We start from the raw sequence: 13700 nt of genomic DNA on the forward strand, positions 1-13700 counted from the left end.
CGGGGCTCCTGGGGACGCGCTTCGTTGACCGTCAGGTTGCGGCCATCAAAACTCTTGCCGTTGAGGGCAGAAATGGCGGCCTGCGCCTCTTGATCAGAACCCATTTCGACAAAGCCGAAACCCTTGGAGCGGCCGGTTTCGCGGTCCATGATCACCTGGGCAGAAGCCACGGTGCCGAACTCGCCAAAAATCTCTTCCAGACGACTCTTATCCACGCTGTAGGCCAGATTGCCCACGTAAAGCTTAGTACCCAATTGACGCGCTCCATGAAATAAAGGCGGCCATGAGAAGGTCCGCGCCTAGACACAATAGCAAGGCATTTCGCGCACGTCGAATGTTTTTGTAATGCACCAGAATGGGGTAATACCGCATCGTTCAAGCCCGCAGGAAAACGGATCCATCGCACCTTCGTTGTGCAGGCGCGCACCCTTCCGTCAGCCCCCCAGGGCAGCCGAAACGAGGATCAGCGCAGGCACCACCACAAAGTACAGGCGCATGGCCAGCCGCAGTCGTGAGCCCGGCTCGGTCAGCCCCATGTAGTACCGGATCACCAGCAAGCCCTTGACCCCGACGATCAGCGCCACGACGGCCGCCGTCAGTCCTGGGGGGAACACCCCCTCACCCAACCACGCGCTGCCCAGGGTCAGAGCGAGGAGCCCGAGCCACACGGTGGTCGCCCGGCTTTCGTCGGTATTCATCTTGGCACCCGGCTCAATGCAGGACATACAACAAGGGGAAGATCACGATCCACGCCAGGTCCGTCGCGTGCCAGTAAAGCACCGCGGCCTCGAGCCCTTCGTGGTCAGCCGCCCCGTAGGCGCCGAACTGCGCGCGCAGGATGGCCCAGATCAGGCCCATGCAGCCCCACACCACATGGACGAGGTGATTGAAGGTCAGGTAGTAGTACATGGCGACGAAGCTGTTGCCCGTCCCCACCACACCGTGTTCGATGTTCCACCTGAACTCGAAGGCCTTGATCAGCAGGAAGGTCAGGCCACCGAGCAGGGCGGCGACCAGCCAGTTACGTGCGGCAACCGCATTGTCACGCCGGATGGCCAGCAGGGCCCGCACTGCAAAATAGCCGCTGGTCAGCATGACTGCCGTATTGGCGACCCCCGCCCCGGCATTGAGCATGGCCGGGCCGGCGCGAAAATCCTCGGGATGCCCATGGCGGAACCATGCCCAGGCCAGGAACATCAGCGCGAACTCGCTCATCTCGCACAGGATGCCAACCCAGATTCCCCGGTTGCCCGGTACGGCGGGCGCGTCCACCGGGGCCACGTTTGCTGCGAGATCCATCGCTTCTTCTCCTGCCCGTGTCGAGACGCCGTTGACTCACCCGGGGCAGGGATCCGGACGGCACAGCGCACCCGCATTTCGGGCGACACAGCGTCTCTTTCAGGCTTGAGCCGGATCAATGCCCCGACACACGGCCCCTACTCTCAGCCCCCGGCCAGCAGGGCCTCGCAGGCTGCAATGTTGTCCAAGTGGGACACACGCATCTCCACAAGCATCTCCCGGGCGGCGTCATCCTTCAAATCGGGCAAGACCTGATCGATCTTTCTGACCACCCAGGCCTGCCCCTTGTTGAGGAACGCGAGGCGCGCGTCAAGGCCATCGACGGCCAGGGTCTTGTGCACGAAGGCCCCCGTGTCATGGGATGCCACGCCGCCGAGCCGGCAGATGGTCTTGTAGAGGCGCACCGCATTGGCCCCTTCGTCTTTTTGCAGGCGCTCCAGCAGCGGGCGCTGGGCCGATCGGGTATCCAGCCCGTCCCGCAGGATGGCCAGCACCTTGGCACCGGCACGCTCCGCTTCCAACAGGGCATTCAGGCCATCGATGACGACCTGACTGACCGCCTCGGCGCCCTCGCCGAAATAACCGGGAAACTCCGCCGCATAGCAGGGTGGCGAAGAACAGGCCGACGTTGGAGGAAGGTCCGCATCAGCGGGTTTGGATGGCATGTCGGGCCTCCTGATCAGTCCACATGACGAATGACAAACACCTCCGGGTCGTCCCCGTGCTCGAGCAGGATGCGACGCACCCGATCCTGCCACAGGCTGCCGAAGAGCCGCCGTTCATCCTCGTCCGCGGCACCCGCCAGGCAACGCTGCATCAGCGGCATCATGTGCGGATCGGCTGGCACTGCGCGCAGATTGACAGCCGCATCCACGCTGGCCCCATCATCGCACCGGGTGAAACGCAGCTCCCAGGCCTGCTCGACACCGAAGGCCAGCAACCCACGCCGCTCGAAGCGGCCGGCCAGGCCCTTGAAGCCGGTCTCGGCGCACGCTCCGGTCAGCAGGGACACGACACTGGCGACCACACCGGCCACCCCCACCGAGGCATCGTCCCGCAGCGTGGCCCGCACGCATCCGCGCTCGGCCATCGCGGCACCATACAGGGCACCAAGGGCCAGACGGGTCAGTCCATAGGCGCCCGCCACCGTCGGGCAGGAATGCCCGGCAAGGTGCACGGCATCAAGATAGCGATACTCAATGACGCCCCCCTCGATCGCGCCGAGAAACTCGGCGAGGGGGTCGCGCACACGCACGCGGGGTACGGCATCAAAAAACGGGGGGTAGTGCACGAGCGGCTCCTCCAACGGAATACAGGCATCTTCGATGCACCCTACGCCTGCTGAGGGGGTCGTTTCCTTGACCCGCGATAGGCCGATCAACCCGACCGCCTCTGCCCATCGTGCCCTTCAGTGCTCCCGACCGTCCATCCGCGGGGCCAGCAACCGTGGGGTCAGCCGAACACCCAGGATCGTGAAGGCAAGCAGCCACGCCCCTGCGGCCAGATGGATCCAGTGGGAGTAGGCAGCGGGAAACACTTGCGGCAGCACAATGCGCACCAGAAAGGCCAGCAGCATGATCCAGATCACCAGCCGGTCGCCCCTGTCGAACACCACCTTGCGCCCGGTATGCCCGAGGGAGATGCGCACCATCATGGCCGGGATGATCAAGCCCATCGCGCCGAAGGTAAACACATGCACCGACAGGCTGCCAATCCACCCCTGCACGCCAAGCAGCGCCAGGATCTCAAGGAGTAGCTGGAGCACGATGGCCAGATAGCCCAGGTACATGATCGCCAGTTCCAGGCGGTGGAAGCCCAGGTCCGGCCGCCACCAGGCAAACCGGTAGAACAACAGGGCGGCGAGAATCACCAGCAGCACCAGCGCCAGCGCGGGGGGCATCCATGCCTGGAAGACGAGCGTGGCGGCACCCAACTTGATCGCCAGGTCCAACCGCGGGCGGCGCAGGACGTCCACCTGGAACGCCCCCTTCATGAACTGGGTCAGGGTGCGCTCCAGCATGACCAGAAAGGCCATCCGGAACAGGCCGAGGCTCATGCTCGCGCCGGCAGCAAAATAGGCATCGGAGAGCAGCAGGAGCTTGGCCGCCAGGAAGGCCGGCAGCACCAGGAGAAAGAAGTAGTTGTCGGCAAAACTGTCCTGGCGGCGGTAACGCAGCAGCGTGACCAGCAACATGACGACGATGCTGCCGAGAAAGGCCAGGTTCGACACCCAGAACAGCGCCGTCGGCCAGCCGCCGCCCCAGGCCATGCCGATGCGCTCGACACACCAAGCCAGCGCCAGCCCGACCAGCGCCGCGCCGTGATAGCCCCGGACCTGCACCCAGTTCTTGGTGGCGGTCAACAGAAAGCCGCCCAGTACGGCCCAGCCAAAGCCGAAGAACATCTCGTGGGCATGCCACTGCACCGGGCTGAAACGCCCTGCCGGCGGCGCCAGCCCCCCGGAGAAGACCAAGGCCCAGAGCATGGGCAGAACCGCGCCGGCAGCGCAGGCGAGGATGAAGAAGGGGCGGAACCCGACGAGCCACAGGGGCTTGGCAGAGAGAGTCATGGCGGCGCTGCGGGAAAAGGAAGGACAGTATCGATCAGTTCTATCCTAGCGCTGCCGCCCCCGCGGCCGCCTTGATCGGCGACAGCTTGTGATGGCCCCCGCCGCCCGCGTCAGCCCCGCCGTCTCGGCGCAGCGGCCAGACGCTCCAGGATCACCGGCCCAAGCCGCTGGGCTGCCAGAAAGCCGGCGGCAATGAACACCTTGCGCGATGCAAAATCGGTGCTGGAGATGCGCCCCACATCCGGGCGGATCGCAATATCGGCAGTAGCCACCTCGTTGGTGCGCAGGGACTGGCTCATGATCTCGAAGGAGCGCTGCAGCAGTTCGAACAAGCCCCCCTGCTGATCGCCACCGGGATCGGCCCCCCCCACGTCCACGGCCACCACCACGTCCGCCCCCAGCTGGCGGGCAGTGCGCACCGGCACCGGGCTGATCAGCCCGCCATCCAGGTATTCCTGCCCTCCCTGGGCCGCCGGCACGAAGACCCCCGGGATGCTGCACGATGCCCGCACCGCAAACCCCGGGTCACCGCTGCGCAATACGGCCAGATCACCCGCCGGATAGCGGGTGGCAACTGCCGCGAAAGGCGTCGGAAAGCTCTCGATGGCACGGCCGCGCAGGGCCTGATTGACGAAATTCTGCAGGCTCTGCCCGGTCACCATGCCCCGGGGAGAATTTCCCTGCACCACATCGATGATCTCGCTGTCGCGCACCCGCAGGGCCAGCTCTTCCATGCGGTCGCCCGAAAAGCCCGCTGCCCAGAACGCCCCCACCAGACTCCCCGCGCTGCAGCCGACCACCAGATCAGGGCGGATGCCATGGGCCTCCAGCCCCTTCACCACGCCAATGTGGGCAAACCCCCGGGCCGAACCCCCGCCCAGCACCACCGCCAGACGCGGCTTTCGCGCCACCGGGCGTTCCGCCGGGGCCGCCCCCAGGGGCATGGCCATCGCCGCAAGCCCCCCAAACACCAGGGCCCTGCGCCTGGAGAAGCCGGACTCATTCTTCATCGCGCCTTGTCCTTCGCCAGAAACAGCTTGTCGAGTTCCGCCTTGAGCTTGCCGAAGGCTTCTTCAAACAGGCCGGGGGGCTCACCACGGGTCAGGTTGTCCACCTTCTCCTCAAGGATGATGATCTCGACCCGCCGGTTGAGACGCCGCCCCGCTTCCGAATCATTCGGTGCAATGGGCCGGGCATAGCCAAAGCCCACGGCGGTGATGCGGCCCTCGGGCACCTGGCGCTCCACCAGGGCCTGACGCACCGCGGTGGCGCGGGCAACGGACAGCACCAGATTGGCGTTCTCGGTACCGATGGAATCCGTGTGGCCCTCCAGCGACACGGACTTGGTGGTCTTCTCCTTGAGCAGCAGGGCAACACGGTCCATGTAGGGCGCCGACCGGACCGGGTCGAGAGTGGCCTTGCCGAAATCAAAGAGGATGTTGTCGGGCAACCATACGAGGACGCCACGATCCGTCTGGCCAACGGCGAGCTTGACAGGGGGTTCCTTAGCGGGGGGACTGGCACACGCGCCCAGGACAAGGGCGGCGCAGGCGCTACACAGCAGGGCGGACATCCGCCCGATCATTGGGGACATGTCGTCGATTCCATTCGAATGATGATGCCCGGCAAGGCCCTGACACGGGCACCGGCAAGATCTCAATGACTGAATGCCTAAAGATAACGCAAGTCCCCTGCATTCTCACACCCTCCGGCAACAACGGGCGCTCACCGCAACAAATCATGATTTTCGTGAGGCGGAGACAGACTGCACGCGGTATGTTCAGCCCCCTCGGGCCACCGCCCGGACCAGAACAAGACATTGGAGACAGTGAACATGCCGCCCCGCTTCACCCTGCACCCCCTCGCCTTCGCCCTTTCCGCCGCCCTTGGCAGCATCAGTCCGGCCCAGGCTGCCGACAAGGCCAGCCTCACCCTCAACCCGGTGGTGGTCACCGGCAGCCGCGCCGAAGCGGCCAGCTTCGACATGCCGGCCGCCATCGACGTCCTCGACCGTGAGCAGATCACCGCCGGCCAGCCCCGGGTGAATGCCTCCGAAGCCCTCATCGCCGTGCCCGGCGTGGTGGCCAACAACCGCCAGAACTACGCCCAGGACCTGCAGATATCCACCCGCGGCTTCGGTGCCCGCTCCGCCTTTGGCGTGCGCGGCGTGAAGCTGATCGCCGACGGCATCCCCGCGAGCATGCCCGACGGCCAGGGCCAGGCGGCCACCTTCAACCTGGACGTGGCCGAACGCATGGAAGTGCTGCGCGGCCCCTACTCCGCCGTGTATGGCAACCACTCGGGCGGTGTGATCCAGCTATTCACCCGCGAACCCGAAGACCGCCCCAGTGTGGAAGGTGGCTTCGCGGCCGGCAGCTATGGCACCACCAAGGCCGACCTGGGCGCCCAGGGCAAGGCCGGTGGGCTGGGCTATGTGTTCAGTGCCTCGCGCTTCGACACCAACGGCTACCGCGACCACTCCGCCGCCACCCGCGACCAGGCCTTCCTCAAGCTCACCGGCAAGCCCGATGACGTCAGCAAGCTGACCTTCACCGTCAACGGCATGTGGCAGCACAACACCCAGGATCCGCTAGGCCTGTCCTGGAGCGCCTACAAGAGCAATCCGCGGGGCGTCGATCAGGCTGCGCTGGACTACAACACCCGCAAGAGCATCGACCACCTTCAGGCCGGCGTCGCCTACGAGCGCCGCATCGGCCGCGACACCCTGCAACTGTCCGCCTACAGCGGCCAGCGTAGCGTGATCCAGTATCAATCCATCCCCCGCAACGTGCAGGCCAATGTCCGCCACTCCGGCGGCATCATCGACTTCGACCGCAGCTTCTACGGCATCGGTGCCCGCTACATCGCCGTTGGCGATCTGGCCGGCGGCAGACTCACCACCACCTTCGGCGTGGACCTGGACACCAGCACCGACGTGCGCAAGGGCTACGAAAACTTCGTGGGCACCACCCTGGGTGTCAAGGGCCGCCTGCGCCGCAACGAGACCGACAGCGTCGAAAGCCTCGACCCCTACGTGCAGACCGAATGGGCGCGGGGCGACTGGGCGCTGACCGCCGGCGTGCGCCACAGTCGCGTGAAGTTCAAGGTGGACGACCAGTACATCGTCGGCGTCAATGGCGACGACAGCGGCCGCAAGGACTACAGCAAAACGACGCCGGTGCTGGGCGTGGTCTACAAGCTCAACCCGGCAGTCAATCTCTACGCCAGCGCCGGCCGCGGCTTCGAGACCCCGACCCTCAACGAGATGTTCTACTCGGGCACGGGCGGCAGCTTCAACTTCGGCCTCAACCCGTCGAAGAGCGAGCACTACGAGATCGGCGCCAAGGCCTTCGTGGGCAACAGCAGCCGCCTGAACCTGGCCCTCTTCCAGATCAACACCGAAGACGAGCTGGTGGTGGATGCCGCCACTGGCGGCCGCACCAGCTACAAGAACGCCGGCAAGACCCTGCGCCAGGGCGTCGAAGCCTCCTTCGACACCGCCTGGCGACGTGACCTGAGCAGCCGCTTTGCGGTGTCCCACCTGCGCGCCATTTACGATGAAGACTTCCGCACCGGCAACGCCAACACCCTGGTGTCGGCTGGCAAGCTGATGCCCGGCATCCCCCGCACCACGGTGTTCGGTGACCTGGCCTGGAAAGTCACCCCATCCATCACCGGCACGGTAGAAGGTGTGTATCGCAGCAAGATGTACGTGGAGGACACCAACGGCCAGCTGCCAGCCCCGTCCTACTTCATCGCCAACCTGCGCCTCACCGCCCAGCAGCAGGCCGGCGCCTGGCGCTTCACCGAGTTTGCCCGCCTCGACAACCTCTTCGACCGCAACTACGTGGGCTCGGTGGTGGTCGGCGACGCCAACGGCCGCTACTACGAGCCTGCCCCGGGCCGTAACTGGATGGCCGGGGTGAATGCCCGCTACACCTGGTAAAGCGGGCGTTTCGTGGGGTCGAATTCATTGGCTATGTTCGCGTTAGGTGTGGAAAGCGCTTCCCGCATTTTTCACGAACGTAGTCAGTTCACTCCCTTCGACCTTGAACCGGTGAGCCCTTACGGACGGCTTTCCGTTGTACTACGTCACATTGGCCGGGGACTCGCCCCCGCCGGGCGACCTTCTTTCTTGTTGTACGACAAGAAAGAAGGCAAAGAAACGTACCCCGCTGTCGCGCCCCCTTCGGGGGTTCCCTCCTTCCGGCAATGCCGGGCGGGGTCTTCGCAAACTCGCCCTGCGGGCTCAAACATGCGAAGCCCTTTTTCCGCCCGTCATCACCTCCAGTCGGCACGCCAGAGGGGAGAGGAAATGCAGGTGATCAACGGCCAGTACCCGTCCCCATTTCCGTAGAGGCTCGGTGCGTCCGAAAAGCCCGTTCCGACCCCGCCGAGCAGCGCAGCAGCGGGCGGGGAAGTCCGGTGCGGCTGTCTGAGCCGGCGTAGCCGGCGAGTTCCGCGCCGGCCGCCTGCTGCGAGCAGCGCAGGGCAGTCGGCCGAAGGCCGACCGGGGGTGGCGGGTCGCCTTCTTTGCCTTCTTTCTTGGCGAAGCAAGAAAGAAGGTCGCCCGCCGGGGCGAACACCCGGCCAACGTCACGCCAAACAACGGAAAGCCAGCCAGTAACGGCCACCCCACCGGGCATCGAGATGCCTTACCTGCCGAGGGTGAAAACGCTTTCCATATTTAACGTGAACATCGTCAATGAATTCGACCACCCGCGCGCTCTAATAACCACACGGAAGGATGAGGCCTTTCGTATTGCACGCTACAGAATATACAAAGCCATTTTTATTGGTTTGGTGCGCTGCGGTGCCTCCTTAGACTCGGAGTCCATTCGAAAAAGGAGATCCCCATGTCGCCGATTCGCGCCACGCTTCGTCCCATCCTTGCCATCCTCGCCGGTTTTACCGTACTGCAGGCGGCGCCGGCTTCCGCCGACACGACGCTGCTCAATGTGTCCTACGACGTGTCGCGGGAGCTCTACAAGGACATCAACCCGGCCTTTGCCGCGCGCTGGCAGCGTTCGGCCGGTGAAAAGCTGACTGTCAATCAGTCCCACGGGGGCTCCAGCAAGCAGGTGGGCTCGGTGGTGGCGGGGCTGGAAGCTGATGTGGTGACCATGAACCAGGCGCCGGACATCGAGATGCTGGCCAGGAGCGGCCTGGTGAGCGCCGACTGGCGCAAGGCCTTCCCCCACGGGGCGGCACCCTACACGAGCACGACGATCTTCCTGGTGCGCAAGGGCAACCCCAAGGGCATCAAGGACTGGTCCGACCTCATCCGCCCGGGTCTGCAGGTGATCGTGCCCAACCCCAAGACCTCCGGCAACGGCCGCTACACCTATCTCGCAGCCTGGGGCTATGCCCTGCAGAAAACCGGCAATGACGCCGGCGCCCGGGATTTCGTCAGCAAGTTGTTCGCCAATGTGCCGGTGCTGGATGGCGGCGGGCGTGGCGCCACCACCACCTTCACCCAGCGTGACATCGGCGATGTGCTGATCACCTTCGAGAACGAGGCTACCCTGATCGATCAGGAAGTGGGCGGTGACAAGTTCGACGTGGTTTACCCGTCCCTGTCCATCGAGGCGGCAGCTCCGGTGGCGGTGGTGGGCAAGGTGGTGGACAAGCGTGGCACCCGCAAGGCGGCCGAGGCCTACCTCAGCTTCCTGTTCTCGCCGGAAGGGCAGGAGATCATCGCCAGGCACCATTTCCGCCCGCGGGATGCAAGCGTGCTGAAGAAGTACGCGGGCCGCTTCCCCGCCGTGAAGACCTTCACCGTCGAGGAGAGGCTGGGGGGCTGGGATGCGGTGCAGAAGACGCACTTCTCCGACGGCGGCGTGTATGACCAGATCGTGGTGAAACGCTGATGGCGTCGTCCACTTCCTTTCGCGTATTGCCCGGCTTCGGGCTGAGCCTGGGCTACACCCTCGGCTACCTGTCGCTGATCGTGCTGATTCCGCTGGCCGCGGTGTTCTTCAAGGCCGGCTCCCTCGGCTTCGACCATTTCTGGGCCGCCGCCACCTCGCCGCGGGTGCTGGCCTCCTACCGCCTGTCCTTCGGCGCATCCCTGATCGCCGCTGGCATCAATGCGGTCTTCGGGCTGATGCTGGCCTGGGTGTTGGTGCGCTATTCCTTCCCCGGAAAGCGCCTGGTGGATGCCCTGGTGGACCTGCCCTTCGCGCTGCCCACGGCGGTGGCCGGCATTGCCCTGACCGCCCTGTATGCCAAGAACGGCTGGATCGGCAGCCTGCTCGAGCCTCTGGGCATCAAGGTCGCCTTCACCCCGCTGGGGGTGCTGGTGGCGTTGGTGTTCATCGGCCTGCCCTTTGTGGTGCGCACGGTGCAGCCCATCCTCGAAGACCTGGACACGGAATACGAGGAAGCGGCGGTGAGCCTCGGCGCCAACCGCTGGCAGGCTTTCCTCCACGTGGTCTTTCCGACCCTTTTTCCGGCCTTGCTGACCGGCTTTGCGCTGGCCTTTGCCCGGGCTGTGGGTGAGTACGGTTCGGTGATCTTCATTGCCGGCAACATCCCCATGGTGTCGGAAATCACCCCGCTGATGATCATCACCAAGCTCGAGCAATACGACTACGCCGGTGCCACGGCGGTGGCCGTCGTGATGCTGATCTTCTCCTTCCTGCTGCTGCTGATCATCAACGGTCTGCAGGCATGGACTGCCAAACGTACCGGGAGGGCTCGCTGATGGCTGGCGCTGCTGCTGTGCTGCACGGGTCGGCGGATCACGCCGCCCGCTTTGAATCGAAGGCCGCGACCCGCGAGCCGGGGCTGGTCAAGTGGGGGCTGATCGCCATCTCCCTGAGCTTCTTTGCCTTCTTCCTGCTGCTGCCCCTGGTGGCGGTGTTCGTCGAGGCCTTCCGCAAGGGCTGGGAAACCTACTTCAACGCACTGGTCGATCCGGACGCGGTCTCCGCGATCAAGCTGACCCTGCTGGCTGCGGCGATCTCGGTGCCCTTGAACCTGGTCTTCGGCGTGGCGGCAGCCTGGTCGATCACCAAGTTCGATTTCCGCGGCAAACACTTCCTCATCACCCTGATCGATCTGCCCTTTTCGGTGTCGCCGGTGGTGTCGGGCCTGATCTACGTCCTGGTCTTCGGCGCCCAGGGCTGGTTCGGGCCATGGTTGTCGGACAACGACGTCAAGGTGATCTTTGCCGTGCCGGGGATCGTGCTGGCCACCGTGTTCGTGACCTTTCCCTTCGTCGCCCGGGAGCTGATCCCGCTGATGGAAGCCCAGGGCAAGGAAGAGGAAGAGGCGGCCGTGGTGCTGGGTGCCAAGGGCTGGCAGACCTTCTGGCACGTGACCCTGCCCAACATCAAATGGGGCCTGATGTATGGGGTGATCCTGTGCAACGCCCGCGCCATGGGCGAGTTCGGGGCGGTCAGCGTGGTGTCGGGCCATATCCGTGGCTACACCAACACCATGCCCCTGCACGTGGAGATTCTCTACAACGAATATCAGTTCGCCGCAGCCTTTGCCGTGGCTTCCGTGCTGGCGCTGCTGGCCATCGTGACCCTGGTCATCAAGGTGTGGGTCGAACGCCAGGCCGGCAAGGCCGCAACCGTATCCGAGGACGAATGAGATGAGCATTGAAGTCAAGAACATCCACAAGCAGTTTGGCAGCTTCACGGCGCTGCAGGACGTCTCCCTGGATTTCCCCACCGGTGAACTGGTGGCCCTGCTGGGGCCGTCGGGCTGCGGCAAGACCACCTTGCTGCGCATCATCGCCGGCCTGGAGTCGGCCGATTCGGGCCAGGTGCTGCTGGAAGGGCAGGACGCCTCCGACACCCACGTGCGCGAGCGCCAGGTGGGTTTCGTGTTCCAGCATTACGCATTGTTCCGCCACATGACCGTCTTCGACAACGTGGCCTTTGGCATGCGCATGAAGCCGCGCAGCGTGCGGCCTTCCGAGAAGGCCATCAAGGCCAAGGTGACGGAGCTGCTCAAGCTCGTGCAGCTCGACTGGGTGGCCGATCGCTTCCCGGCCCAGCTCTCGGGTGGTCAGCGCCAGCGTATCGCCCTGGCCCGGGCTTTGGCGGTGGAGCCGCGGGTGCTGCTGCTCGACGAGCCCTTCGGCGCTCTTGATGCCAAGGTGCGCAAGGAGCTGCGGCGCTGGCTGCGGCGCCTCCATGACGAGCTGCATATCACCTCGATCTTCGTCACCCACGACCAGGAAGAAGCCCTGGAAGTGGCCGACCGGGTGGTGCTGATGGACCACGGTAAGGTGGAGCAGGTGGGTACGCCGGAAGAGGTCTATCGCCATCCCGCGTCTCCCTTCGTCTACGGCTTCCTCGGGTCCGTGAACCTGTTCCATGGACGGGTGGATGGCGGCGTCGTGCATGTGGGCGACGATCGTCTGGCCACCGGCAAGGTGGATCTGGCCCATGGTTCCGAAGTTTTCGCCTTCGCCCGTCCCCACGAGCTCACCATCGTGGTCGACTCCCGGGAAGCGGGTGGGGTGGCGGCACGCATCAGCCGCATCCTGGCCTTTGGTGTCACGGCGCGCATCGAGCTGGATGGGCTGAATGGCTCCACCGGGCAGCTCTTCGAGGTGGAGATCACCCGGGACGAGGTGCAGCGGCTGGGTCTGGAAGAGGGGCAGACCGTGCGTCTGGTACCCTCGCGCCTCAGGGTCTTTGAACGTAATGCAGCAGCAAGTGGCGCCAGCCAGGCGCCAAACTGGGTGATCTGATGAATTTCCAGCAACTGCGCATCATCCACGAGACGGTGCGTCGCAATTTCAACCTGACCGAGGTGGCCAATGCCTTGTTCACTTCCCAGTCAGGGGTATCCAAGCACATCAAGGATCTGGAGGACGAGCTCGGCCTGGAGCTCTTCATCCGCAAGGGCAAGCGCCTGCTCGGCCTCACCGAGCCGGGCCAGGAGCTGGTGCACATCGTGGACCGCATGCTCATGGATGCCCGCAACATCAAGAGCATCGCCGAGCAGTTCAGCAACAAGGACCACGGCCAGCTCACCGTGGTGACCACCCACACCCAGGCGCGCTACGCCTTGCCCCGGGTGGTCACCCAGTTCAAGCAGGCCTTCCCCAAGGTGCATTTGGTGTTGCACCAGGCCAGCCCGACGGAGATCGTGTCCATGCTGCAGGACGGGCGGGCCGACATCGGCATCGCCACCGAATCCCTCGCTGGCGTGACCGACTTCGTGTCGTTTCCCTACTACGGCTGGCATCACTCGGTGATCGTGCCGGCAGGGCATGCTCTGGAGTCGGTCGAGCCGCTGACCCTCGAGGCCGTGGCTGACCATCCTGTGATCACCTACCACGAGGGCTTCACCGGCCGCGCACGCATCGATGAGACCTTCGCCAAGGCGGGCCTGACGTCCGACATCGTCATGTCGGCGCTGGATGCGGACGTGATCAAGGCTTACGTGGAGCTGGGATTGGGGGTGGGCATCGTGGCCTCGATGGCCTATGACCCGAACCGCGACCAGGGCTTGCGCATGCTGGCCAGCAGCCATCTGTTCGAGGAGAACGTGACCCGCATCGCTGTTCGCAAGGGGCACTTCCTGCGCGGCTTTGCTTACCGTTTCATTGAGCTGTGCTCGGCGGAGCTCTCCGAAACCGTGGTCCGGGCAGCCCTGCGCCCGGATGCCGAGGGCGATTCATCCTATTGAGAGGGGGGCGGGATCTGCTTTACTCCCGAGATGCTCTGACGGCCGCTGGAAAAACTGTGGGGGCGACTTCAGTCGCCCATCCGCGCGTTGATCACAGGCATGCCGTTGATTGAAGTCCGCGGGCGACTGAAGTCGCCCCTACGGGAGATGTCGCATCTGTTTACAGACGATGCGG

General features: G+C 64.8%; 14 protein-coding genes. 6 read left to right on the plus strand and 8 right to left on the minus strand.

What is annotated here, in order from left to right; translation table 11 throughout:
• From J0L98_RS02200 to J0L98_RS02235, 8 genes are all read right to left on the minus strand, one after another.
• Window positions 1-254: RNA-binding protein (locus J0L98_RS02200; RefSeq protein ID WP_296409775.1), on the minus strand; the 254-nt coding region annotated here is incomplete at its 3' end.
• 180 nt (window positions 255-434) lie between these two features.
• The gene (locus J0L98_RS02205) at window positions 435-698 is read right to left on the minus strand and encodes a cytochrome C oxidase subunit IV family protein (RefSeq protein ID WP_296409776.1); all 264 of its coding nucleotides are present in this window, start codon (window positions 696-698) and stop codon (window positions 435-437) included.
• 13 nt (window positions 699-711) lie between these two features.
• The gene (locus tag J0L98_RS02210) at window positions 712-1299 is read right to left on the minus strand and encodes a cytochrome c oxidase subunit 3 family protein (protein ID WP_296409777.1); all 588 of its coding nucleotides are present in this window, start codon (window positions 1297-1299) and stop codon (window positions 712-714) included.
• 143 nt (window positions 1300-1442) lie between these two features.
• Window positions 1443-1964: a DUF6306 domain-containing protein gene (locus J0L98_RS02215; protein WP_296409779.1), complete on the minus strand. Its 522-nt coding sequence runs from the start codon at window positions 1962-1964 to the stop codon at window positions 1443-1445.
• A gap of 14 nt (window positions 1965-1978) precedes the next feature.
• Window positions 1979-2590, minus strand: coding sequence for a hypothetical protein (locus J0L98_RS02220; protein WP_296409781.1), 612 nt, complete (start codon window positions 2588-2590; stop codon window positions 1979-1981).
• A 117-nt stretch (window positions 2591-2707) separates the two neighbouring features.
• On the minus strand, window positions 2708-3868 hold the full coding sequence (locus J0L98_RS02225) for an NnrS family protein (protein ID WP_296409782.1): 1161 nt from the start codon (window positions 3866-3868) through the stop codon (window positions 2708-2710).
• Between the two features lie 110 nt (window positions 3869-3978).
• Window positions 3979-4878, minus strand: a complete 900-nt coding sequence (locus J0L98_RS02230) for a patatin-like phospholipase family protein (RefSeq protein ID WP_296409783.1) — start codon at window positions 4876-4878, stop codon at window positions 3979-3981.
• Window positions 4875-5462, minus strand: coding sequence for an OmpA family protein (locus tag J0L98_RS02235; protein WP_296409784.1), 588 nt, complete (start codon window positions 5460-5462; stop codon window positions 4875-4877). The genes J0L98_RS02230 and J0L98_RS02235 overlap by 4 nt, the downstream gene beginning before the upstream one ends.
• 240 nt (window positions 5463-5702) lie before the next feature.
• On the opposite strand from J0L98_RS02235, the gene J0L98_RS02240 reads away from it, so the two are divergent.
• The 6 genes from J0L98_RS02240 to J0L98_RS02265 all read left to right on the plus strand — a co-directional run bounded on the left by J0L98_RS02240 (window position 5703) and on the right by J0L98_RS02265 (window position 13525).
• Window positions 5703-7814 (plus strand): TonB-dependent receptor, encoded by a 2112-nt coding sequence (locus J0L98_RS02240; protein ID WP_296409785.1) that lies wholly within the window; start codon window positions 5703-5705, stop codon window positions 7812-7814.
• Window positions 7815-8724: 910 nt separating this feature from the next.
• The gene (locus tag J0L98_RS02245) at window positions 8725-9738 is read left to right on the plus strand and encodes a sulfate ABC transporter substrate-binding protein (RefSeq protein ID WP_296409788.1); all 1014 of its coding nucleotides are present in this window, start codon (window positions 8725-8727) and stop codon (window positions 9736-9738) included.
• Window positions 9738-10574: a sulfate ABC transporter permease subunit CysT gene (cysT, locus tag J0L98_RS02250; RefSeq protein ID WP_296409790.1), complete on the plus strand. Its 837-nt coding sequence runs from the start codon at window positions 9738-9740 to the stop codon at window positions 10572-10574. The genes J0L98_RS02245 and cysT overlap by 1 nt, the downstream gene beginning before the upstream one ends.
• On the plus strand, window positions 10574-11470 hold the full coding sequence (cysW, locus tag J0L98_RS02255) for a sulfate ABC transporter permease subunit CysW (protein WP_296409940.1): 897 nt from the start codon (window positions 10574-10576) through the stop codon (window positions 11468-11470). Before cysT ends, cysW begins: the two co-directional genes overlap by 1 nt.
• Before the next feature lies 1 nt (window position 11471).
• On the plus strand, window positions 11472-12581 hold the full coding sequence (locus J0L98_RS02260; protein ID WP_296409792.1) for a sulfate ABC transporter ATP-binding protein: 1110 nt from the start codon (window positions 11472-11474) through the stop codon (window positions 12579-12581).
• Window positions 12581-13525 (plus strand): CysB family HTH-type transcriptional regulator, encoded by a 945-nt coding sequence (locus J0L98_RS02265; RefSeq protein ID WP_296409793.1) that lies wholly within the window; start codon window positions 12581-12583, stop codon window positions 13523-13525. Before J0L98_RS02260 ends, J0L98_RS02265 begins: the two co-directional genes overlap by 1 nt.
• The last annotated feature ends 175 nt before the right edge of the window (window positions 13526-13700 follow it).

The organism is Zoogloea sp., from assembly GCF_017302315.1.
Taxonomy (GTDB): domain Bacteria; phylum Pseudomonadota; class Gammaproteobacteria; order Burkholderiales; family Rhodocyclaceae; genus Zoogloea.

What these genes read in the sequence shown, in the direction of transcription:
- J0L98_RS02205 (WP_296409776.1), bottom strand. Translation starts at nt 698, where the DNA reads ATGAATACCGACGAAAGCCGGGCGACCACCGTGTGGCTCGGGCTCCTC.
- J0L98_RS02210 (WP_296409777.1), bottom strand. Translation starts at nt 1,299, where the DNA reads ATGGATCTCGCAGCAAACGTGGCCCCGGTGGACGCGCCCGCCGTACCG.
- J0L98_RS02215 (WP_296409779.1), bottom strand. Translation starts at nt 1,964, where the DNA reads ATGCCATCCAAACCCGCTGATGCGGACCTTCCTCCAACGTCGGCCTGT.
- J0L98_RS02225 (WP_296409782.1), bottom strand. Translation starts at nt 3,868, where the DNA reads ATGACTCTCTCTGCCAAGCCCCTGTGGCTCGTCGGGTTCCGCCCCTTC.
- J0L98_RS02230 (WP_296409783.1), bottom strand. Translation starts at nt 4,878, where the DNA reads ATGAAGAATGAGTCCGGCTTCTCCAGGCGCAGGGCCCTGGTGTTTGGG.
- J0L98_RS02235 (WP_296409784.1), bottom strand. Translation starts at nt 5,462, where the DNA reads ATGTCCCCAATGATCGGGCGGATGTCCGCCCTGCTGTGTAGCGCCTGC.
- J0L98_RS02240 (WP_296409785.1), top strand. Translation starts at nt 5,703, where the DNA reads ATGCCGCCCCGCTTCACCCTGCACCCCCTCGCCTTCGCCCTTTCCGCC.
- J0L98_RS02245 (WP_296409788.1), top strand. Translation starts at nt 8,725, where the DNA reads ATGTCGCCGATTCGCGCCACGCTTCGTCCCATCCTTGCCATCCTCGCC.
- cysT (WP_296409790.1), top strand. Translation starts at nt 9,738, where the DNA reads ATGGCGTCGTCCACTTCCTTTCGCGTATTGCCCGGCTTCGGGCTGAGC.
- cysW (WP_296409940.1), top strand. Translation starts at nt 10,574, where the DNA reads ATGGCTGGCGCTGCTGCTGTGCTGCACGGGTCGGCGGATCACGCCGCC.
- J0L98_RS02260 (WP_296409792.1), top strand. Translation starts at nt 11,472, where the DNA reads ATGAGCATTGAAGTCAAGAACATCCACAAGCAGTTTGGCAGCTTCACG.
- J0L98_RS02265 (WP_296409793.1), top strand. Translation starts at nt 12,581, where the DNA reads ATGAATTTCCAGCAACTGCGCATCATCCACGAGACGGTGCGTCGCAAT.